Consider the following 21,700-nt stretch of genomic DNA (forward strand, 5'->3'; position numbering starts at 1 on the left):
AGGCCAAGCTAGCAAGGGGGCGCTCCCTGCGACGGGTCACTTCACGGTGTAGGCCCGATGAACGGAACTGGTGTGCGTGTCACCCGCCGAATCGGTGGCGGTCGTGCGCAGTGAGACGGAGCCCGCGCTCGGGTTCCGCACCAGCGCGAACCACCGGTTTCCCTGCCCCGCGGACGGTGCCCGCTGCCACGTGGCGCCGTCGTCGGTGGAGTACTCGACGGTCACGCTCGTCACCCGAGCGGTGCCCGGTTCGGACCTCGGCTGCCGCAGCACCTCGACGGACAGCGGGAAGAGGCCCGGCTTGGCCTTGCCCAGGGCGTCGAACGCGCCGTTCGTGCGGAAGAACATCAACGGCAGCGCGGTGTAGCCGTCGGTCTTGGCGGAGGAGAACGTCCAGGTCGCCTCGGTCGTCATCGAGTGCTCGGCGAACGGCACCCGGTCCGCCCTGGTGGCCTTCGCGGTCAGTTTGTAGCGCGCCTCCTCGTCCGGCAGTCCTGCCCAGGAACCCACGCCGGGATAACCGCTCGGCACCGGTTCGGAGCCGACCAGCTCGAGTGTCGTGTCACCCGTCGCGGTGAAAGGCTGGAAGCTCGGGCTGTTGCCCTGGATTCCCGCCGCGGGCGAGAACATTCCGATGAACGCCCCGAAGCCGTCCTCGTAGCGGTAGACCTGGGTGTTGTAGTTCGGCGCGAGGGCGAGCGACGGTCCGATCACCGGCGCGTTCCAGTGCTCCGGCACCGGCCTGCCCGCCGTCACGGTGCCGGTGAGGTCGGTGATGTGGCCCCACGGCGCCGTCATGGGCGTGCCCACCGGACGCTGGAACGACAGCGCCGACGACCAGTCGGGTGCCGTGCTCAGGTAGTCGGTCCGGTGGCGCGGCATCGTCACCGTCTCGTAGGCGCCGAACGCGTACGGCATCCCCGGGAAGTAGAACGGCGCCCTGCCCAGCTCCGCGTCCGCCGGCGCACCCTGGACCGCGAACCTCACGTCACGCCGCGCCAGTTCCCTGGTGTGCGTGCGGAACGCGGGTCTCGCCGGGATCTCGTTCTCCACACCGAGCCCGGTCAGGAAGTACCGCGAGTCCGGCGTCCCTAGGATCATCGACACCCCGAACTGCAACGTCGTTCCCGGCTCCGCCTTGGCCGGAACCACGTACGCCTCCTGCTCACCCTTCACGAACTCGCCACCAGCGAGCCCGCGCTGCCCGAACGTGGTCAGCGTGTCGACGGACGTGATGTGCGGCTTGGCAGTCGGCCGGTCCGCGACGGTGTACGTGACCTTGTTGCCCTTGCGGGCGTCGAACACGAACCCGCTGTCCTTCTGCAGCGCGAACTTCGTGATGAGCTGCGAGGTCACGCTCTCGGGACGACCTTCAGCCGCGGGCGTGCCGGTGGAGGCGTAGATCGTCACGTCGCCTGCCGGCACGCGCGCCTTCGCCACACCGTCCACGACCGCCGGACGGAAGTCCCACTCACCGTCGTACGTGTGGTGCAGCACGATCACCTGCTGCCCCACGTCGTTGCTCGCAAGCGCACCGGTCCGGTCGAGCAGCTTCACCTCGACGTCGAACGACTCGGGCTCCGCCACCGCACCGACAGCCGACTGCACCACCACATCACCCGCGGTCGCCACCACACGAGCACCCACACTGCCGCCGTTGGAGGGAAGCTTACCGGGGTGCACCGACACTTCCACGCTCGCTTTGCCGCCCGCAGGCACAACCAGAGTGGATCCGCCGAGAGCGAACGCCTCGTCGGTCACCGACAGCGCCAACGTGACATCAGCGGCGCCCTTGTTCCGATAGGTCAACGACTTCGTGACCGGCTCGGTGGGCCGCGGCCACGGGAACTGCCCGAAACTCACGCTGCCGTCAGCGAAAACGCCCTGTGCCACAGCACGGGCCGCGTCCACCCGGCCTGCGCCCGCCGCGAACACCGGCAGGCTGCCCGTGCTCGACGACATCAACGCACCCTTGAGCTCGGCAGCGGTCCAGTCCGGACGCGCCTGCGCGAGCAACGCCGCCACCCCGGCCACGTGCGGCGAGGACATCGACGTTCCGCTTGCGGTGACATAGGAATCGCCGACCGGCGTGCCCATCGTCGTACCCGCCGCACGGGCCGCGACGATCGCCTCACCCGGTGCGGTGATGTCCGGCTTCACCGCGTGGTCGCCGGTTCGCGGCCCCTCGCTGGAGAAGCCGCTGACCTCGTCCGAGCGGCTCACGCTCGCGACCGAGAGAGCCGCGTCGGCCGTCGACGGCGACGCCACCGTGTACGGGTTGGCCGAGTTGCCGGCGGACACGACGAACAGCGTGCCGGTGGACGCGGTCAGGTTGTTCACAGCCTGCGACAGCAGGTCGTCGTTCGTGCCGTAGTCGCTGCCAAGACTCATGTTGACGACGTCCGCCTTGCCCGCGATCCACTCCACGCCGGCGAGGATCGCGTCGTCCTCACAGGTGAGCCCGCCGCACACCTTGCCCGCGACAATCGACGCTTTCGGTGCCACACCACCATAAGCGGCGTTCACCACGCCGGTTCCCGCGATGATCGACGCGACGTGCGTGCCGTGCCCGACGCCGTCCGTCAGTCCGGTACCGGTGAAGTCCTGGTACTCGGTCACGACGTGCTTGAGGTCCGGATGCGCCCTGTCCACACCGGTGTCGAGCAGACCGACCGTGACACCCTTGCCGTCGAACCCGGCCGCACGCGCTTTCGGCACCCCGATCTGCGCGTTCGACTCGGCGTCGTGCACCTTCGCCTTGCCGCTCAGCCAGACCTTGCCGACGCTTCTGGCCGTGGTCAACGACTTCCAGAACGTGTCGTCCTTGGCCGCGGCGACCGCGTACCCTCCAACGCTCGGCAGGGAACGCGTCACCTGAGCCCCGTTGATCGCGCCGCCGCCGGTCACGATCAACGGGAGGGTGGTGCGCTTCGCGTCGTCGTACTCCCACTCGACGAGCTGCGTGACGTCGAAGAGCCGGTCGTCGAGCCGGCCCGCGTTGATCAGCACGGTGGCGTCCGACGGCTGGACGTGGACGTGCCCGCCGATGGTCCGGGTCGAGAACCTGATGTGCTCTCTTCCCTGTGCGGGCTTGATGAACGTGGTGGTCTTGCCGTTGTGCTCGGACACGGTCACCTTGTCACCGGTGATCAGCGTGACGACCGAGTCCGCGGCTGCTGGTGGGGACGAGGAACGGATCTGCGCTGCGGCTTGGCCCTGCCCGGCCGTGAGGAACGGCAGGAAGAGGACCAGTACCGGTATCAGTGCGCGACGCTTGGAATTCACACAACCGACCGTGGCATCGCAGCAAGCGCTCGGAAACCGCCGCACACGACCGTGTTTGCGACAACGCCGCAAACACGGTCGTGTCCTCAAGGCGTCAGACTCGTTCCCACAGCGCCGGAACGTTCGGCGGTTCCCAGCCGGTGAGCGACGTGTGCGCCTGACGGCAGCGGTAAGTCGCACCGCCGTAGGTCACCTGTGCGCCGGTGGCGTAGTAGGTGTTGGGAGCCCACGAACCCCCGCCTGGGTTAGTAGTAGTCGTGGTCGTAGTAGTGGTCGTGGTCGACGTGGTGGTGGAGGTCGTGGTCGACGTCGGCGGGTTGCCACTGCCACGCGGCAGATCGCCCGAGATGACGTAACTGTTGCCACCAAAGGTGAACGTGAAGTTCGACGGCGACGCGATCGGCATGTAGTAGTTCAGCCGGATGTCCACCGACGCTCCAGGGGCGATGGTCTGCCACGACGGCAGCGTCACGACGACGTGCTGGAAGTCGCCACGCAACCCACCGACGTTCGGGCCGCTGTGCCCGCGAGTGGCCACGGAGAGCCCGAACCCGGACTGGTCGGTCATGCTGCCCGGCGCGCTGGTCCCGTAGTCGAACTCGATCCGGGTGCCACCGGGGATCGTCGTGGTGGAGCTGTTCGTGATCCGCATCGTCGGGTTGATCGGGTAGTTGTTGTCGCCCAACGCGAAGCCGGACACACCCACGTTGACGTTCAGCACGTTCGCCGGCATCGTGCGACCAGCTTTTGAGGCACCGTAAGGAGCCGCGCCGCGCAGGCCCTCGTTGATCTTCGTGAGCAACGTGTCACCGATGTGGTACTGCGACTTGGCGCTGTCGTACGCGTAGTCGCCGGCCAGCTCCCAGATCATGATGCCGCCAAGCCCCTTGCTCGACACGTAACTGGCCTTCGCCGCGATCGACACGTCGTCCTCAGTGGACAGGAAGACGCCCTTGGAGCTGTTCCACAGCCACGGAGTCACCATCGTGCTGTTGTAGTTGCGGGCGTAGGTGCCGGTGAGCCGGTCGTCGGGGTCGTTGACCGGGTCGAGACCGTACTTGGTGAGGTAGTCCGGAGTGATGCCGTTCTGCAGGTTCATGGCGTGCCACATGGGGTTCACGCCGGACGGCACCTCCCTGCCGTTGAGCTCGTCGTGCCACAGGTTGTCGATCCCGATGGCACCGTTGCCGCAGGGGACGGTCGACCCCACGGTTCCACCGGTGCCGGGCGGGCACTGCGCCTGGTCGGGCAGGGCGGCACGGCCCCACAACCCGTTCGTGCCACCGGTCACGCCTCGCCAGCCGCGCGTGTAGAAGCCGACGCCGATGTTGATCCGGCCGGCCTGCATCGCGCCGCGGAAGTAGTGGTACGCCCAGTCGGTGTTGAGATAACCCTGCCCGTCGTACTGCGGCGTCGTGTAGACCTGCCAGTGCGCCAGCTCGGCGTCCTGACCGTTGTCGTACAAGGCGGCGTTCGGGCCCACGAAGTGGTTCCACGCGCCGTGCAGGTCGTAGCTCATGATGTTGACGTAGTCGAGGTACCGCGTGACGCCGTAGACCTCCTGGCCGCGCAACAACCAACCGGAGGCCGGCACCGCGGCGGTCAGCAGGTAGTGCTTGCCGTCGGCCGCACCCGCGCGGTCGAGCTTGTCGCGCAACGTGCGCATCAGGTTCTCGTAGCCCGCCCACAACGTGCCGCGGTTGGCGTTGGAGATCCAGAAGTCGTCCGGGTTTCCGGCGTAGTTGTTCGACGTCGCGTACTCGTAGTCGATGTCCGCGCCGTTGAACCCGTACTGCCGCAAGAACGCCACGACCGAGTCGGCGAACGTGTTGATCGACGCCTGCGACTGCGCGAGCCGGTAGAAGCCACCGGTGGCGTTGCGCGAGCCATCGGGGTTGAGGATGCCGCCCGACTCCGCCCAGCCACCGACCGAGATCAGCGTCTTCACGTTCGGGTTCTGCTTCTTGTACTTGGTCAGCAGGTTGAAGTGGCCCTTGTAGGACAACGAGGGATCCATCTCCGCACCGGGAACGCCCGGCCACTCCATGCCGGTCGACGCGTTGTTGGCACCCGCGGGCCCGACCGAGATCCGGTTGTCCGTGCCGATGTGCGCGAACGCGTAGTTGAGATGGGTGACCTTGTTCCACGGGATGTTGCTCGCGAGGTACGCGGGCGCGCCGTTCTTCCCGGTGCGCCAGCTGGTGAAGTACCCGATCACGCGCCGGGAGTGCGAGCCCATCAGTTCACGGCCGGCGGTGTCGTAGACCGTGCAGTACGGGGTGTCGACGCCGGGCGTCCGGTAGAGGCCGTCCGGGCGGCAGTCCTCGTGACCGGCGGCCTGTGAGGGTGCCGGGTTGACCAGCGCGACGACGGCCAGACCGGTGACCGTCACCAGTGCCGCCAGGAGGGGGAGGATCTTTCCGGAGAATCTGCGCATGCCGAACCTCCTTGCAGGGAGGCGGCCTGTGCGACCAAGTCTGGAACCGGGAAAGATCCCGGTCAATAGGAGGTATAGACCAATCAGGTCAGGCGGTACCCGTGCGCCGGCCGGTTCGCCATGCCGTACCGCGGCTGCACCTCTGCCTTCCCGATGGTCACCAGGTGCTCCAGATAACGCCGTGCGCTGACCCTGGACATGCCCGCCCGTTCCCCGACTTCCTGCGCCGAGAGGTCGCTTTCGCTGTCCTTCAACGCATCGGTCACCAGCCGCAGCGTCACCGCCGAGAGTCCCTTGGGCAGCAACGCCCGCGGCCGGTGGTGCATCAGCTGGTCGACCTCGTCCTGGTCCAGCACCTGCCCGAGCCGCTGCACCTCGGTGCGCTGCGCCAGGTACTGCCGCATCCGATCGATGAATGCCGTGCGCGTGAACGGTTTCACCAGGTAGTTGTCCACGCCGCGGGACATCGCCTGCCGCACGGTCTCCCGTTCACGCGCGGCCGTGACCGCGATGACGTCGACCGGCGGACCGGTACGCGCACGCAGCCTGGCCAGCACCTCCAGCCCGGACATGTCGGGCAGGTGGATGTCCAGCAGCACCAGGTCCGGCCGCAGCGCCTCCACGGCCCGCAACGCCTCGCCGCCGCGGTGCGCCTCGCCGACGACCTCGAACTCGGGCATCGCGTCGAGAAAGCCCCGGTGGATCGCGGCCACGGCGAAGTCGTCGTCGACCACGAGCGTCCTGATGCTCATCGGTTTCCCGTTTCCGGCAGCCACACGTCGAACGACGCGCCGCCCAGTTCCGAGTCGGTGATCGCCACCCGGCCGCTGCGCCGCGTGACCACCCTCGACACCAGTGCGAGTCCGATCCCCCGGTCGGCGTCCTTCGTGCTCACGCCCAGATCGAAGATCCGGCCGCGTTGTGACTCAACAACTCCCGGTCCGTCGTCGTCCACGACCATCCGCACCCCTTGCGCGGACGAACGAACCAGCACGCGCACGGTGCCACCGGTGTCCACGGCATCGACCGCGTTGTCGACGAGATTGCCCAGCACGGTCAACGCGTCGTCGCCCGCGCGGATGTCCACCGCGCTCTCCGGGTCCAGCCGCAGCGCGACGCCTCGTTCGTGCGCGGTCGAGGACTTGGCCAGCAACAACGCCGCCAGCGCCGGATCCGCGTTGGCACCGTCGATGATGTCCGCGGTGATCGAACCCGCGCCGCCGACCCGTTCGATGTAGGCGACGGCGTCGGTGCGCCGGTCCAGTTCGAGCAGGCCGCCGATGACGTGCAGGTGGTTGGAGAACTCGTGGGCCTGCGCGCGCAACACCTCGGTGACCGTGCGTTGGCCGTCCAGCTCGCGCAACGCGTCGTGCAGCTCGGTGCGGTCGCGCAACGTCAGCACGACGCCGACAGCCCGGTCGTGGGTCTTGGCTGTCATCCGGTTCGCGACCAGAACCCGTTCTCCCGCAAGCACGAGCCGGTCCGCGACGTCGTCCACGGCACGCGCCAGGTCCAGCAGTCCCTCGTCGAGCACGTCCGCCGCGGGTTGTCCGGTTGGGTTCTCCGCCAGCCCGAGCAACCTGAGAGCCTCGTCGTTGACCAACACCAGCCGTTGCCGATCGTCAACGGCCACAACGCCCTCACGGATGCCGTGCAGCATCGCGTCGCGCGTCTCCAGCAGCTGCGCGATCTCGGCCGGTTCGAGCCGGAACGTGCGGCGGCGCACCAGTTGCGTGATCAGTGCGGCGCCGAGCACCCCGACCAGCGCGGCGGCGGCCAGCCAGCCGATCAACTCGGGCAGGTCCTCCGCCAGGTCGGCGGACAGCTGCGACTCCAGGATGCCGACCGACGCCATGCCGATGATCCGCCCGTCGGCCGCCCGCACCGGCACCTTGGCCCGCAACGACGTGCCGAGCGTGCCGGTCTCGGTGCCGACGAACACCTCGCCGGACAACGCGGCGGTCGGGTCGGTCGACACTCGCTCGCCGATGCGGCGAGGGTCGGGGTGGGCGTAGCGGACGCCGTTGCGGTCGGTGACCACGACGTACGTCACCTGCGACGCCTTGCGCAGCAGCTCCGCCAGCGGCTGGATGGTCGCGGACGGGTCCGGCGAGTCGAACGCCTGGACCACCGTCGGCAACCTGGCCACGCTCTCCGCGACGGACAGCATCCGGTCCTTGTACGCCTCCCGGATGCGGTCGCTCTGCAGCTTGGCCGCGAGCAGCCCGGCGGCACAGGTCGTCATCAGCACGATGACCACCTGCAACACCAGGAGCGAGACGCCCAGCGAGACGGACCGGCGGAACATGGGAGGCATTCTCACCTATTCCGTGTGAACCAGGTCACGAACAAAACGACCAATACGTCTTTTACGACCGTTGCACCGGTTCGTTACCAACTCGTACCTAGCGTCCCCGCCCAACGTTCGCAATGAGGCGAGGAGTGCTCATGAGTGCAGGCTGGAGACGCGCGGTGGCCGTGGCCGCGGTCGGACTGGTGCTCGCGGGATGCGGTCAAGGAACCAAGAGCGCGGGCGGTGACTCCATCGGGAAGCTGGAGATCATGGCCCCGGCCGACCCCGGCGGCGGCTGGGACCAGACGGCCAGGGCGATGCAGACCGCGGTGTCCGGGGCGAAGCTGGCGTCATCCGTGCAGGTCAGCAACGTGGGCGGCGCGGGTGGCACGGTCGGGCTGCAGAAGCTCAGCACCGAGCGTTCCGAGTCGTACCTGATGGTCACCGGCCTGGTCATGGTCGGCGCGGTGGAGACCAACGCGGCCAAGACGCGGCTTGAGGACACCACGCCGATCGCGCGGCTGACCGCGGAGGACGAGGTCGTCGTGGTCCCGGCGGACTCCCCGCACAAGACGATCGAGGACCTGCTGAACGCCGTGGCCGAGAAGGGCAAGGGCGTCTCGATCACGGGCGGTTCCGCCGGCGGCACCGACCACATCCTCGCCGGGCTGCTGCTCAAGGCGAAGAACATCGACCCGTCGAAGCTCAACTACGTGCCGTACTCCGGTGGCGGTGAGTCACTGGCGGCGTTGCTGGGCAAGAAGGTCGACGCGGGCATCTCGGGCGTCGGCGAGTACAAGGAGCAGATCAAGGCCGGCAAGCTGCGCGCACTCGGCACGTCCGGGCCCAACCCGCACGCGGACCTGAACGCGCCGACGTTCAAGGACCTCGGCGTCGAGCTGATCAACTGGCGCGGCGTGGTGGCGCCCGGCTCGATCTCGGCGGAGGCCAAGGCACGGCTGACCAAGCTGGTCACGGACATGCACGCCAGCCAGGGCTGGAAGGACGAGCTCACGAAGAAGGGCTGGACGGACACGTTCCTCACCGGCGCCGAGTTCTCCACGTTCCTGTCCAAGGAGATCGGCCGCGTGAAGCCGGCGCTGCAGGACATCGGGCTGGTCAAGTGATCCCGGAAAGAGTCTCAGGTCAGGTCGAGGAGTACGGGTTCGGCGGTCTGGTCACGGCGATCGGGGTCTTCACCCTCATCGACGCGACCACGATCGCCGCTCCCGGCGGCAACGCGGTCGGACCGCGCGCTTTCCCTTACGCCGTCGGGGTTCTGCTCGTGGTGACGGGCGTGATGGCGATTGTTCTGACGTTCCGCGGCAAGCTCGGCAAAGCCGAGGAGGCTGAGGACGTCGACACGGAGGTCCGCACCGACTGGGTCACCGTGGGCAAGCTGATGGCCGTTCTGGTGGCGCACCTGGCGTTGATCGACGTGGCCGGGTGGCCGATCGCGGCGGCCCTGCTGTTCTTCGGCGCCGCGTGGACTTTGGGCGCGGTGTGGTGGCGCGCGCTGCCGATCGCGGTGGTGCTGGCGCTGGTGGTGCAGGTCGTGTTCGCGTCCGGGCTGGGGCTGTCGCTGCCGGCCGGTGTGTTCGAAGGGGTGCCGTTCCTCGATGGGTAGCCTCACCGGACTGCTGGAGGGCTTCGCGACCGCCGCGCAGCCCGAGTACCTGCTGTACGCACTGCTGGGCGTCACACTCGGCACGGCCGTCGGCGTGCTGCCGGGCATCGGCCCGGCGATGACGGTGGCGTTGCTGCTGCCGCTGACCTACTCGCTGGACCCGACCGCGGCTCTGATCATCTTCGCGGGCATCTACTACGGCGGGATGTACGGCGGGTCGACGACCTCGATCCTGTTGAACACACCGGGTGAGTCCGCATCGGTCGTGACCGCCTTGGAAGGCAACAGGATGGCCCGCGCCGGGCGGGGCGCGGCGGCGTTGGCGACGGCGGCGATCGGGTCGTTCGTGGCCGGGACCATCGCGACGGTGTTGCTGACCTTGCTGGCTCCCACCATCGCGGACATCGCCGTGACGCTCGGTCCGGCCGACTACGTGGCGTTGATGGTCGTGGCGTTCATGACCGTGGCGACGCTGCTCGGCTCATCACCTGTGCGCGGGCTCGCGTCGTTGGGACTCGGGTTGTTCATCGGGCTGGTCGGAACGGACACGTTGTCCGGGCAGCAGCGGTTCACGCTCGGAGTGCCGACGCTGGCCGACGGCATCGACGTTGTTGTGGTGGCGGTCGGCGTGTTCGCGGTCGGCGAGGCGTTGTACGTCGCTTCTCGGTTGCGGCACGGGCCGGTCGAGGTCGTGCCGGTGGGTGGGAAGTGGTTCACCCGCGAGTTCTGGTCGCGGTCGTGGAAGCCTTGGCTGCGCGGGACGTTCATCGGGTTCCCGATCGGGACCGTGCCGGCCGGTGGTGCGGACGTGTCGACGTTCTTGTCTTACGCGGCGGAGAAGAAGCTTTCGAAGCGGCCGGAGGAGTTCGGCAAGGGCGCGATCGAGGGTGTTGCTGGGCCGGAGGCGGCCAACAACGCTGCTGCTGCTGGTGTTCTGGTGCCGTTGCTGACGTTGGGTCTGCCTACCACGGCTACTGCTGCGGTGATCGTAGCTGCGTTCCAGAGCTATGGTATTCAGCCCGGGCCGTTGTTGTTCACCAACAACTCGGCGATGGTGTGGGCGTTGATCGCTTCGCTCTACATCGGCAACGTCATGCTGTTGGTGCTGAACCTGCCGTTGGTCAAGATCTGGGTGAAGGTGCTGCAGATCCCGCGGCCGTATCTGTACGCGGGGATCTTGCTGTTCGCGGCGCTGGGCACCTATGCGGTGAACTTCGTGGTGGACGACCTGATCGTGCTGCTGGTGATCGGTGTGGCCGGGTTCTTCATGCGGCGTCACGGCTATCCGGTCGCGCCTTTGGTGGTCGGGCTGATTCTCGGGCCCATGGCTGAGGAACAGGTGCGACGGACGTTGCAGATCAGCGAGGGTTCGCTGGCGGCTCTGGTCACCAGTCCGTTCGCGGCCATCGCGTACAGCGTGCTGTTCGTGGTGCTGGCGGTGGCCGTGGTGATGCGGGTTCGACGGAGGAAGGTCTCGGTCTGACTTGACTCTGCACCTTGGTGCAGGGTTCAGGGTGACCGTCATGATCTCGACTTCGGCAGTGGTCCGCTGGGGCAAGGCGGGCGCGATGTACGACCTGGTGGCCAGCATCGCGTTCGTCACGCCCTGGACGGCGTCCTGGATGTTCAACCTGATCGGCGCGCCCGTCTCGGGCACGCCGTCGCTGATGGTGGCGACGCTGTTCGGCACGGTGGTGGTGATGTGGTCCGTTGTCCGTTGGCGGCGGCCCGAACCGTTGCTCATCGCGGTCGACACGGTCGGGCGGGCGTTGTTCAGCGTCTGGTTCGCCTGGGCGTTGTGGCAGGGAGCGACGCCTGTGCTGGCGGGGTTCCTGGTGCTGGAGCTGTTCTGGGGCGTCGCGCAGCTGCGGGCGCTGCTCGTGGACCGCGGATAACCTGCCGTGGTGCGCATCTCCGAACTGGCCCGCTCCGCCGGAGTGGGCATCAGCACCGTCCGGTTCTACGAGCGCCGGGGCCTGGTGGTGCCGACCGCCCGGACGTACGGCGGCTACCGCGAGTACGACGAGGAAGCGTTGAAACGGCTGCGGTTCATCCGGCGGGCGCAGCTGCTCGGGTTCACGCTCGCCGAGGTCGAGCAGATCTTCGTGCTGTCCGCCGCTCCACTCGACGTGGGCGAGGTGGACGGGGTGATCGCCGACAAGGTCGCCGAGATCGAGGAACGCGTGCGCGATCTCGAACGCGTGCGGCTGGCGTTGCTCGACCTGGCGGCAAATGGCCCGCAGGAACCGTGTCCGGTGATCGGCGCGTTGAGCTGAACAGGGCGGTGTAACGCGGACTCCCCAAGCACGATCATGGGGCGTGGGAGGACAACGGTGATCCGGCGGCCCCGGTTGGAGGGGCTGCTCTGCACGACGAGGCTCACGACGCTCGTCGCACCTGCCGGTTACGGCAAAACAACTCTGTTGACGCAAGCGCACATCGACCGTCCGGTCGTGTGGCACACCTGCCAGGAAGGCCATCGGTTGTTGCAGCCGATGGCCAACGCGTTGGCGGCCAACTGGACCAGCGTGCCGGCGGTGTCCGGTGAGGACGAAGCCGGGCGGGCTCATGCCATCGCCGGGTTGCTGGCGGACGCGTGGCCGGAAGACGCGCTGATCGTGCTGGACGACATACATGTGCTGAGACAAGGAGATCCGGCCGCGCTGCTGCTGGAGGCGCTCTGCCTCCAGCTTCCGGCGTCCGCGCGACTCGTCCTGTCGGGACGCACGCCCGCGCCGGTGAAGTTGCGGCGTTTCAAGGTCGACGGGGAGCTGACGGAGATCAACGCGGGCCAGCTGGCGTTCACGGCCGAGGAGACCGCTGTGGTCGCGGGTCACGACGTGCACGACGTCACGGGTGGGTGGCCGATCGCGGTGCGGCTGGTGGCCGAGACCGGGACGGTCGAGGAGCTCGCCGACCTGGTGGACGAAGTCGTTGGCAGAGAACCGGAACAGACCCGCCGGCTGCTCAAGTCGGCTGCCGCGTTCGACCGGTTCACGGCCGATCTGCTCGTGGAGCTCGGGCACGCGGAGGCCGGCACCGTCCTGCCGGACCTGGCCAGGCGCGGGCTGTTCGTCGAGCACGTCCGAGCGGAACCGGGTTGGTTCGCGTTGGTGCCGTTGGCGCGGGAGTTCCTGCAACGGGACGAGAGCGTGCACGCGGCGGCCGCGCGGTGGTTCGCGGAGCGCGGTGAGTACGTCCGTGCGGTCGATTCCCTTGCCGCGCTGGAGGATTGGAGCGGCATCACGGCGTTGCTGCCGGACGTGTTGCGGACCAGCGGCGCGGATGCCGTGCTGAACGCCACGCAGAAGGTACCGGAAGACGAACGCACGGCTGAGGTGTGGCAGCTCGAAGGTGTGGCGCACCAGCTGCGGGGTGAGTGGCGGCAGGCGGCGGACCGCTTCACTCAGGCCACGTCTGCTGGTCTCACCGCGGAGCTCGCCTGGCGAATGGCGTGGATCCAGCATCTGCGGGGCGGACCGCAGGACGCGTTGAAGATCTGCGACGACTACGTGCCGGACGGTTCCGATCCGACTGCCGAGTCGATGCTGTTGAGCACGGCGGCAAGTGCGCATTGGGCGCTGGGTGACATCGACGAAGCAGCAGCCAAGGCGACCGAGGCACTGGAGACGACGAGCGCCTGCGCGATCGCCACTGCGCACACGGTGCTGGCGATGGTTGCTGCGGCACAAGGAAAGCGCGATGAACTGACCGAGCATTACGACATCGCGCTCGACCACGCGCAGAAGGCCGGCGACGTGCTCGGGGTGATCCGCATCCGGTCGAACCGGGCCTCACACCACGTCGAGGCGGGCGAGCACCGGGCGGCGTTGCAGGAGATCGAGGAGATGCTGCCGCTCGCGGACGTCACGGGATTCGCCACGTACCGGGCGATCGGTCTGCACAACCGGGGCGAGGCGTTGTTCGGGCTGGGCCGGTTGGACGAGGCGGCGGCGGATTTCCACGCCGCACAGCAGGTTTTCGAGCAGGCGGGCAGCTGGCTCGCCGCGGCGCCGTTGGTCTACCTGGGCGAGGTGCACCGGAAGCGCGGCGACCGGGCGTTGGCGGGATTCGCGCTGCACGAGGCGTTGCGGCTCGCGTCGGCAAAGAACACCGTGCCGCACATGATCCTGGCGCACGTCGGACTGGCCGAGCTGTTCTCCGACGACGACCCGGACCTGGCACGTGAGCACGCACGCAAGGCGTTGGACCTGGGTGAGAGCGTGGCGGCGCTGCTCGTGCTGGGGTGGCTCGACCACGACAAGGACCTGTGCCAGGAGGCCGCGGAGATCGCGACCCGGCGTGGCGACCGGGCGGGGTTCGCGCGGGCGTTGCGACTGCGCGGAGTGCTGGAACGCGACCCCGTGCTGCTCGACCAGGCCCTGTCGTTGTGGCGCGAGATCGGCAACCCGCTCGGTGAGGTCCGGGTGCGGACCGCCCAGGCATCGCTGATCGGTGGTGCCGCAGGCGAACAACTCGCCGTCGAGGCACGGCAGCAGGCCGCGGGTCTCGGCGCGCGGGTGCTCGCCGAGGCGGCCGCGGCGGTGGCCGAGACGTGCCGGAAGGAGAGCCGGCCGGAGCTGTTCATCCAGACGCTGGGCGGGTTCCGGGTGCTGCGCGACGGTGAACCGCTGCCGCCCGCGGCGTGGCAGTCGCGCAAGGCCAGGGACCTCGTGAAGATCCTCATCGCCCGACGCGGGCGGCCGATCACCCGTGAGGCGCTGGGAAACCTGCTGTGGCCGGACGAGGAGCCGGAGAAGGTCGCCAACCGGCTGGCGGTGGCGTTGTCGACGGCCCGCAGCGTGCTCAGAGCGGGCACGGGAATCGTGGCCGAGGGCGACGCGATCCGGATGGACCCGGACGTGCTGCCCGTCGACGTGGTCGCGTTCCTCGCCGACGCACGAGCCGGACTCGCTGCGGCACAACGGAATTCCTCCGAGGCCCAGTCGCTGCTCGCGGCCGCCGAGTCGGCCTACCACGGTGACTTCCTGGAGGAGGACCCGTACGAGGACTGGGCGGCGCGGCTTCGTGAAGAAGCCCGGTTGATCTACCTGCAGGTGGTGGCGGTGCTCGCCGCACGGGCCGAGTCCGGTGGGGAGTTCGCGCTGGCCAGCAGGTATTGCCTGCGCGTACTGGAACGCGACCCGTACGACGAGCCGGCGCACCTGATGCTGGTGCGCGTCCTCGCCGCCGGAGGTAGTCACGGCGAGGCTCGGCGGTGTTACCAGACCTACGTCACGCGAATGCGCGAGATCGAGGTCGACCCGCGACCTTTCACTGCGAGCACACGACGTAGGGCGTGATCGACCAGCGGATGGCCTGCCCCTGCGCGTCCGTCGCCTCACCGGTGACGGACGCGCCGGAGCCGACCGGCAGCACGTCGTCGATGGCCGCGCCGGCGACCGCACCACCGGCACTGACGACCTGCTCATCACCTTGACAGGCAACGGTCTTCGTCGCGGTCTTGGTCATCACGACCGAGGGGCTGCCGCCGCGCAGAACCAGCCCCGGTCGCGTTCCGCAGATCGCGTACGCCGTGACGCCCGCGTTGCCGGACGCCTCGACCACACCGCCCTTGAGGTTGCTCTTGGGCGACATCCTCGTGAGGTGCACGCCGTCGGTTTCCCCGCCGACGCCGAGCACCTTCTCGGTGCCGGAGCAGCTCGCCTCGGCGTTCCTGGTGCCGCCCTTGGAAACCAGGGTGAAGTCGCCGGGCGCGCAGTTCGCCCGCACCTTCACCGTCCACGGCTGCACGGTCCCCGCACCGTGCTCGACCGCGGCGACCTCGACGGACGACAGGTCCTCGCTGGGCCGCACCCGCGTGATCGTCGTCCGCTCACCGGTCACCGAACCACCGGCGCCGACGACCTTCGTGCCGCTCGGGCAGCTGACCGTGACGATCTTGTCCGCCGACGAGGCCGCGCTGGTGTTGGACACCTGCGCGACCTCGTCGGGCGCCGCGTTCGCCACGGCCGGAGTGGTCAAGCTCAGCACGAACAGAGCCGTGCTCATCACCTTCGCGTTCATGCCCGAAGGATGCCGAGCCCGCTTAAAGCGACCTTAAGGTCAGGGGCAGCTGACGAGCGTGTCGCCGTCGGTGGCGTCGAGGCAGGTGTCCACGCCGAGGCCGCCGTTGAGCGTGTCGTTGCCGGCCAGGCCCCAGATGAAGTCGTTCGCGCCCAGCGCCAGGATGTTGTTGACCGCCGCGCTGCCGACCAGGTGGTCGACGTAGTTGGTGCCGGTCAGGTTCTCGATGTCGCTCGCGACGTAGTCCTTGAGCGCCAACGTGTCGTAGCCGTCGTCGGTGCCGGAGCCGATGGTCACCGAGACACCCGAGTTCGGGTGCAGCGCGCTGCCGCTGTTGTAGTCGACCCGGTCCGCGCCTGCGCCGCCGTACACGAACGCGCCACCGCGCTTGGGGCGCAGCAGGTCGTTGCCCTCGCCACCGCTGATCGTGCCCCGAGCGCGGGTCTCGATCACGTCGTTGCCGGCCTCGCCGTAGATGTTGGCGGGCATCGCGTCGGCGTTGGTGTTGTCGTACGTGACGTTGACGCGGTCGTTCAGGTCGCCGGTGGTGACCCGGACGGACGTGATCAGCTTCGTGGCGCCGGACTCGTAGTTGCAGCGCACGATGTCGCCGCTGAGCGAACAGCCGGCGCCGACGGCGAGCAGGTCGCCGGAGTCGGTGACGGTGAGCCGGTGGCTCGCCGACTCCATGCCGACGACGATGTTGTTCGTCTTGCCCGCCTCGGCCTCGATGATCAGCACCTTGTCCTGCACGTACACCGTGGTGTGCGGTGCGGCGTGCGCGACGGCGGGCATGGCGACCGCGGCCAGAGCGGCGGCGCTGAGACCGATGAGCATCCTCATGCTGTTTCTCCCCTTGGTGGTTGTTGCGTTGCGGGGAACAGCCTGCTCAGAGCTCTTTCGGCCACCTTTGGGTGGTTTTAGGGCGGTCTTTCTGCTGACAGCAGAACGGCCCTTTGCGGTGGTCGCGGTGCTGTCACCATGACGACATGGCGGAGATCCTGGACTTCAAGCGCGCTCCCGAACCGTTGTGGCGTGAGGCCCTGGGCCGGAAGCTGCGCGAGACCAGAGAGGCGCGCGGCGACCGGCTGGTCGACGTCGCCGACCGGGCCGGCATCTCGGTGCAGTACCTGTCCGAGATCGAACGCGGCCGCAAGGAGCCGTCGAGCGAGATGATCGCGGCGGTCGCCGGCGCTTTGGGTGTCGACCTGGCCGACCTCTTGATCGGTGTCGCCGGCCAGGTCCGTCTCTTCCAGACGAGCCACTTCCACACGTCACGTCCGACCGGACGCCCCTCGGGCCCGGTGGCCATGGTCATGTCGATGGTTGCTTAGCGTTCTTCGAGCACCATGTCAGCGAGGCCGTATGCGACGGCGCCCGACGCGTCGAACACGCGGTCCCGGTCCGTGTCGTGCCGCAGTTCCGACACGCTCCGGCCGGTGTGCCTGGCCAGGATCTCCTCCAGCTGGGTGCGCACCCGGACCACCTCGTCCGCCGCGAGGATCAGGTCCGGGATCGTGCCGCGCCCCTGCGCCGCGGGCTGGTGCAGCACGACCCTGGCGTGGGGCAGCAAGGCCCTGCGTCCCTCCGCCCCGGCCGCCAGCAGCACCGCACCGGCCGCGACCGCCTGGCCCACGCACGTCGTCGCGACCGGCGCCCTGATGTAGCGCATGGTGTCGTACAGGGCGAGCATCGCGGACGGGTCGCCGCCCTCGCAGTTGATGTAGAGGTTGATCTCCAGCTCCGGGTTGTCCGCCTCCAGGTGCAGCAACTGCGCGATCAACGCGTTGGCGACACCGGAGTCGATCCCGGTGCCGAGGTAGACGATCCGCTCGGACAGCAGGTGCGAGTAGACGTCCATGACGCGCTCGCCGCGGGCGTCGCGGGTGATGACGTTGGGGATCGTGTAGGTGCTCATGCGACGGCTCCCGAGTGCAGGCCCAACTGGTGTGTGCGGACAGGGACGACCTGGCCGAGATCGCTGACGATGTGGTCGATGAACCCGTACTCACGCGCCTGCTCGGTGGTGAACCACCGGTCGTGCAGCGAGTCGGTGAAGATCCGGTCGAACGGCTGTCCGGTGTCCTCGGCGATCAGGCCGAGCACGGTGTCCCTGGTGTGCCGCAGGTCGTCCGCCTGCACCTCCACCTCGACCGCCGAGCCGCCGATGCCCGCACTCCCCTGGTGCATCAGGATGCGCGCGTGCGGCAGGGCGAACCGCTTTCCCTTGGTACCGGCGGAAAGCAGGAACTGGCCCGCGCTGCACGCAAGACCCAGCGCCAGCGTCGCCACGTCGCACGGGATCAGCCGCATCACGTCGCGGATCGCCAGCATCGACGGCACCGAGCCGCCCGGTGAGTGGATCCACAGCGCGATGTCCTGCCGCGGGTCCTCGCTCGCCAGCGACAGCATCTGGGTGGCGAGCACGGTTCCGTTGTCGTCGTCGAGCGCGCCGTCGAGAATCAGCACCCGCTGACCGAAGAACCGATCGCGCAGCCCAGGGCTGAACATCTTCTCGTTGTTGGTCATGCCACTGACGATGCCGACTGCGTGGCACCGTTCGCTTGTTTCTCTGCTGTGGGCAGATCAGCTGTCAGCAGGCACGAACGCGTTCGCCGGCCGGCCGGGGATGTTGACGTCGGTGGCGAACAACGCGCCGTCGTGCAGAGTCGGACGACGCAGGCCGTACTTGGCGGTGGTGATGAACAACCTGGCCATGTCCGGGCCGCCCAGGCAGACGCTGGTCGGTTGCCTGGCGGGCAGGCGGACCTCCTGGTCGAGCCGGCCGTCCGGGCGGTACCGGCGCACGACCGACGAGCCCCAGAACGCGATCCACACGTTGCCCGCGACGTCGGTGGTCATGCCGTCCGGGATGCTGTGCGGGGTGTGCAGGAACACCCGGCGCGCACCGATCTCACCGTCCTGCACGTCGAACCGGTGCACGATCCCGCGGGCGCTGTCCGCGAGGTACATCAGCCTGCCGTCCGGGGAGAACGCCGGGCCGTTCGGGATCGTCAGTCCTTTGAGGACAGGAGACGGGGACCCGACGCGGTGCAACGCGCCGGTGCCGGGCTCGGTGTTGTAGGCCATCGTCGTGACCCAGAACCGCCCGGCCGGGTCCGCCACCGCGTCGTTCACGCGCATGTCCTCGCCCGCGAAGGTCTCGGCCTGAGGGCCGTCGAGCAGTCCCGCGCCGGTTCCCTTCGCGGCCATCAGGTCGTCGCTGTCCTTGATCGGCGCGACGGCACCGACGGGCACAGGAAGCTTCGCGATCTCCTGGAACGGCGCGGGAACGTCCCCTCTCGTCGCGAGCACCCGGCCCGCCAGCAGGTCGACCACGACCAGCCTGCCGTCGATCCAGCGCGCGCCCTCACCGAGCTCCAGCTGCTCGAAGTTCCACTGCGTCAACGTCATCGCACGGTGCTCCCTGAGTCCAGGTCCAGCAGGTCGAGGTCGGTCCGGGTGGGCAGGCCCTGCCAGTCACCGGGCGTCGCGACGGCGAACGCGGCCACGGCGTTCCCGCGCCGCAACCGATCGGCCGGGGTGAGCCCGTCGAGCAGGCCGGAGAGATAGCCCGCGACGAACGCGTCCCCCGCGCCCGTGGTGTCGACCGCCGTGACTTCGTGCGCCGGCACGGAAACCCCGCCCACCGTGGCTCCCTTGTCACCGTGCTTGACGACGACTTCGGGCACCTTGTGGTCACCCGTGATCGGCAGCTCGTCGTCGGACGCGATCAGCACGTCGACCTGCTTGAGCAACGGCCGGATGACTTCGCCCGCCTGCTGCGCCGACCACAGCTTGGCGCGGAAGTTCACGTCGAAGCTGACCGTGCTGCCCGCCTCCCTGCCCAGGTGGATCGCCTCGGTGACGGCGGCGAGCGCGGTCTCGCTCAACGCACAGGTGATGCCGGTGACGTGCACGATCCTGGGCGTGCCGGCGTCGAACGCCCTGCGCACGTCCTCAATGGACAGTTGCGATCCGGCGGACCCGGCGCGGTAGTAGAGAACGCGGGTGATGTCGGCGGTGCGAGGCTCGAAGAGGATCAGCCCGGTCGCGGCTTCAACGGCTCGGGTCGTCAGGTCCACCTGTTCGGCGAGCAACGTGCGACGGATCAGCGCACCGATCTCGTCCACACCCGTGACCCCGGCCCACCGCACCGCGTGCCCGAGCCGCGCCAGGCCGATGGCGACGTTGGACTCGGCGCCCGCGACGGTGAGCTCCGCCGCGCCCCCGAGCCGGAACGGGCCGGCCGCGCGGAACGCCCCCATCGTCTCGCCCAGCGTCAGCACGTCGGTCATGCCGTTCCTCCCGCGATCGTCAGCCGCCATCGGACCGTTCCTCCCGCGGGCACAACGGCGACCGGACGCGTCGTGTCGTCGCGGTCGAAGGTGCGGCCGAGCATGGGTTCGACACCGACGCTGCGGTACGGCTCGCCCTCCGGCCAACCCTTGAGGTTGCGCCACAACGCGATGGACACCGGCTGTTCGACGCATTCGACGCTCAGGTCGAGCCAGTGATCTCCGTCCACCACCCGGATCTGGCCGCGTTCGAGCACCGCGCCGACGGCAGTGCCGTCGTCCGGCCCGAGCCTGTCGAGCCCCGCCGGCCACGCCTGGAGCTCCGGCTCCGGATCCGTGATCAACACTGGTGTGCCCGCTGGAGCTTGAAGACAGGCCGCTGGGCTGACGTCGAGCAACGCGTGTGCCGCCCACACGAACCGATAGCCCGCCTCAGCCGTCAGCTCGTAGTCCACGACCACGGCGCCGTCACGTTGGCTGAAGCTGCGGCGGAGTTCGAAGTCAGGACAGTCCACACCGGTCTTGTGCCACGGCCTGCTCCACGCGTCGCCGTGATCCGGCATCCCGCGCACGGTCGGTACGCACTCCTCCAGCCCGCCCGCATCCACGAACGGATCGCCCGGCGTCACGCACGCACGAGCCGGATCAGCGCGATGCCACAGCCACTCGCGGCCGGCGGTGCGCAGCGAGGCCCAACGCCCGCCGAGAGAATGGTCCACCTCGACGTGCACAGCCCTGTTGACCTGCACGGTTTCGTCCTGACATGATCAATCAGTAGTTAATTACTAATTTATCCTGCCATGAGTTCAGCCCGTCGTACAGGCCGCACCGTTGAGCGTGAACGCCGCCGGCGCCGAGTTCGCCCGCCCGTACGACCCGAGGAACCCGATCGACACCTCACCATTGGGCGCGATCGTGGCCGTGTAGTGGACGTTGGTCGCACTCACGGCCGCGCCCCGTTGCGAAGAAGAGGCGTTCCACATCTGCCGAACGGTCTGACCGTCGCCAAAGGACCACCGCAACGTCCATCCGTTGACCGCCGCCTTGCCTGTGTTCCTGATCGTCACGTTCGCTTGAAACCCACCCGGCCACTGCCCGCTGATCCGATAGGACACCTTGCACGGCGGCGTCGGAGGAGCCGTCGTGGTCGGTGGTGGTGGTGGTGGTGGCGTGGTCGTAGTGGTCGGCTTCGGCGGCACGAGCCGCTTGGTCGTCGTAGGGGTCACCCGGTTCGGCACGGCATCCATGCCGTTGCACGGCAGCCCCCACAGCCCGCGGTTCTCACGCGCCGCAAGGGCTTCCGCCTCCGCCAGCCGCCCAGCCGCACCCTGCGCCCGCAGCACACCCTCTCGCACCGCAAGCAATGCGTAGTCCGTGCCGTCCTCGAGCCACAGATTCACCTCGCCGGGAATGACGGTCGTGACCCTCACCGCACCCATCAGCAACGTCTTGCGCGCGAACGCAACCGCGGCCGCAGCCCAGCAGTCGGCAGGCGCGGCGAGCAACGAGATCCGCACCCGTTCCCCACTGTCCAGCTCGACCGTACGAGCGTCGATCACCGCCCGCACGAACACCGGCACGTTCTCCTGCACGTCCGTGATCAGCGTTGGCGGCCGCGGCGGCACCCGCGAACGCGAAGGAGGAGCCGGGCTCTCGGCCGACGAACAGCCGCAGACGAGCGCCAGCAAGAGCACCAACAGGGATTTGCGCACTACGAGGCACTCCCACCAAGG

General features: G+C 68.6%; 19 protein-coding genes. 7 read left to right on the forward strand and 12 right to left on the reverse strand.

Features of this window, described 5'->3' with window-relative positions:
• Positions 1-36 precede the first annotated feature (36 nt).
• From LFM09_RS15750 to LFM09_RS15765, 4 genes are all read right to left on the reverse strand, one after another.
• Positions 37-3,285, reverse strand: coding sequence for a S8 family serine peptidase (locus LFM09_RS15750; RefSeq protein ID WP_414097178.1), 3,249 nt, complete (start codon positions 3,283-3,285; stop codon positions 37-39).
• 94 nt (positions 3,286-3,379) lie between these two features.
• Positions 3,380-5,722 carry a chitinase C-terminal domain-containing protein gene (locus tag LFM09_RS15755; RefSeq protein WP_414097179.1) on the reverse strand — a complete coding sequence of 781 codons (2,343 nt, stop codon included), beginning with the start codon at positions 5,720-5,722 and terminating at the stop codon, positions 3,380-3,382.
• Positions 5,723-5,805: 83 nt separating this feature from the next.
• Positions 5,806-6,474: a response regulator gene (locus LFM09_RS15760; protein ID WP_414097180.1), complete on the reverse strand. Its 669-nt coding sequence runs from the start codon at positions 6,472-6,474 to the stop codon at positions 5,806-5,808.
• A complete protein-coding gene (locus LFM09_RS15765; protein WP_414097181.1) occupies positions 6,471-8,030 on the reverse strand; it encodes an ATP-binding protein in 1,560 nt (519 codons plus the stop codon). Before LFM09_RS15765 ends, LFM09_RS15760 begins: the two co-directional genes overlap by 4 nt.
• A gap of 140 nt (positions 8,031-8,170) precedes the next feature.
• Between LFM09_RS15765 and LFM09_RS15770 the strand changes: the two genes are divergently transcribed.
• Genes LFM09_RS15770 through LFM09_RS15795 form a run of 6 tightly spaced genes read left to right on the forward strand, consistent with a single transcriptional unit; the run spans position 8,171 to position 14,945 of the window.
• Complete coding sequence (locus tag LFM09_RS15770) at positions 8,171-9,142, forward strand: Bug family tripartite tricarboxylate transporter substrate binding protein (RefSeq protein ID WP_414097182.1); 972 nt, start codon at positions 8,171-8,173, stop codon at positions 9,140-9,142.
• Positions 9,139-9,642 carry a tripartite tricarboxylate transporter TctB family protein gene (locus tag LFM09_RS15775; protein WP_414097183.1) on the forward strand — a complete coding sequence of 168 codons (504 nt, stop codon included), beginning with the start codon at positions 9,139-9,141 and terminating at the stop codon, positions 9,640-9,642. The genes LFM09_RS15770 and LFM09_RS15775 overlap by 4 nt, the downstream gene beginning before the upstream one ends.
• Positions 9,635-11,125: a tripartite tricarboxylate transporter permease gene (locus LFM09_RS15780; RefSeq protein WP_414097184.1), complete on the forward strand. Its 1,491-nt coding sequence runs from the start codon at positions 9,635-9,637 to the stop codon at positions 11,123-11,125. Before LFM09_RS15775 ends, LFM09_RS15780 begins: the two co-directional genes overlap by 8 nt.
• 40 nt (positions 11,126-11,165) lie before the next feature.
• Positions 11,166-11,537 carry a hypothetical protein gene (locus tag LFM09_RS15785; RefSeq protein WP_414097185.1) on the forward strand — a complete coding sequence of 124 codons (372 nt, stop codon included), beginning with the start codon at positions 11,166-11,168 and terminating at the stop codon, positions 11,535-11,537.
• Between the two features lie 9 nt (positions 11,538-11,546).
• The gene (locus LFM09_RS15790) at positions 11,547-11,918 is read left to right on the forward strand and encodes a MerR family transcriptional regulator (protein WP_414097186.1); all 372 of its coding nucleotides are present in this window, start codon (positions 11,547-11,549) and stop codon (positions 11,916-11,918) included.
• A 57-nt stretch (positions 11,919-11,975) separates the two neighbouring features.
• Positions 11,976-14,945, forward strand: coding sequence for a BTAD domain-containing putative transcriptional regulator (locus LFM09_RS15795; RefSeq protein ID WP_414097187.1), 2,970 nt, complete (start codon positions 11,976-11,978; stop codon positions 14,943-14,945).
• Here the strand turns inward: LFM09_RS15795 and LFM09_RS15800 are convergent.
• Both LFM09_RS15800 and LFM09_RS15805 read right to left on the reverse strand, forming a co-directional pair.
• The gene (locus tag LFM09_RS15800; protein ID WP_414097188.1) at positions 14,917-15,669 is read right to left on the reverse strand and encodes a hypothetical protein; all 753 of its coding nucleotides are present in this window, start codon (positions 15,667-15,669) and stop codon (positions 14,917-14,919) included. The genes LFM09_RS15795 and LFM09_RS15800 overlap by 29 nt on opposite strands.
• Positions 15,670-15,708: 39 nt before the next feature.
• A complete protein-coding gene (locus LFM09_RS15805) occupies positions 15,709-16,512 on the reverse strand; it encodes a calcium-binding protein (RefSeq protein WP_414097189.1) in 804 nt (267 codons plus the stop codon).
• 146 nt (positions 16,513-16,658) lie between these two features.
• On the opposite strand from LFM09_RS15805, the gene LFM09_RS15810 reads away from it, so the two are divergent.
• The gene (locus tag LFM09_RS15810; RefSeq protein ID WP_414097190.1) at positions 16,659-17,003 is read left to right on the forward strand and encodes a helix-turn-helix domain-containing protein; all 345 of its coding nucleotides are present in this window, start codon (positions 16,659-16,661) and stop codon (positions 17,001-17,003) included.
• Here LFM09_RS15810 and LFM09_RS15815 read toward each other — a convergent pair.
• The 6 genes from LFM09_RS15815 to LFM09_RS15840 are packed head-to-tail and all read right to left on the reverse strand — an operon-like array spanning position 17,000 to position 21,679.
• Complete coding sequence (locus LFM09_RS15815; RefSeq protein WP_414097191.1) at positions 17,000-17,587, reverse strand: ClpP family protease; 588 nt, start codon at positions 17,585-17,587, stop codon at positions 17,000-17,002. The two genes, LFM09_RS15810 and LFM09_RS15815, sit on opposite strands and share 4 nt — an antisense overlap.
• Positions 17,584-18,198 carry a ClpP family protease gene (locus LFM09_RS15820; protein ID WP_414097192.1) on the reverse strand — a complete coding sequence of 205 codons (615 nt, stop codon included), beginning with the start codon at positions 18,196-18,198 and terminating at the stop codon, positions 17,584-17,586. Before LFM09_RS15820 ends, LFM09_RS15815 begins: the two co-directional genes overlap by 4 nt.
• Positions 18,199-18,255: 57 nt before the next feature.
• Positions 18,256-19,083 carry an SMP-30/gluconolactonase/LRE family protein gene (locus LFM09_RS15825; RefSeq protein ID WP_414097193.1) on the reverse strand — a complete coding sequence of 276 codons (828 nt, stop codon included), beginning with the start codon at positions 19,081-19,083 and terminating at the stop codon, positions 18,256-18,258.
• The gene (locus LFM09_RS15830) at positions 19,080-19,967 is read right to left on the reverse strand and encodes a sugar kinase (RefSeq protein WP_414097194.1); all 888 of its coding nucleotides are present in this window, start codon (positions 19,965-19,967) and stop codon (positions 19,080-19,082) included. Before LFM09_RS15830 ends, LFM09_RS15825 begins: the two co-directional genes overlap by 4 nt.
• Entirely contained in the window at positions 19,964-20,716 is a 753-nt protein-coding gene (locus LFM09_RS15835; RefSeq protein WP_414097195.1) for a hypothetical protein, read from the reverse strand. Before LFM09_RS15835 ends, LFM09_RS15830 begins: the two co-directional genes overlap by 4 nt.
• A 57-nt stretch (positions 20,717-20,773) precedes the next feature.
• Entirely contained in the window at positions 20,774-21,679 is a 906-nt protein-coding gene (locus LFM09_RS15840; protein ID WP_414097196.1) for a cellulose-binding domain-containing protein, read from the reverse strand.
• Between the last annotated feature and the right edge of the window lie 21 nt (positions 21,680-21,700).

Origin of the sequence: Lentzea alba (genome assembly GCF_047445655.1) — a bacterium.
GTDB classification, from domain to species: Bacteria; Actinomycetota; Actinomycetes; order Mycobacteriales; family Pseudonocardiaceae; genus Lentzea; species Lentzea alba_A.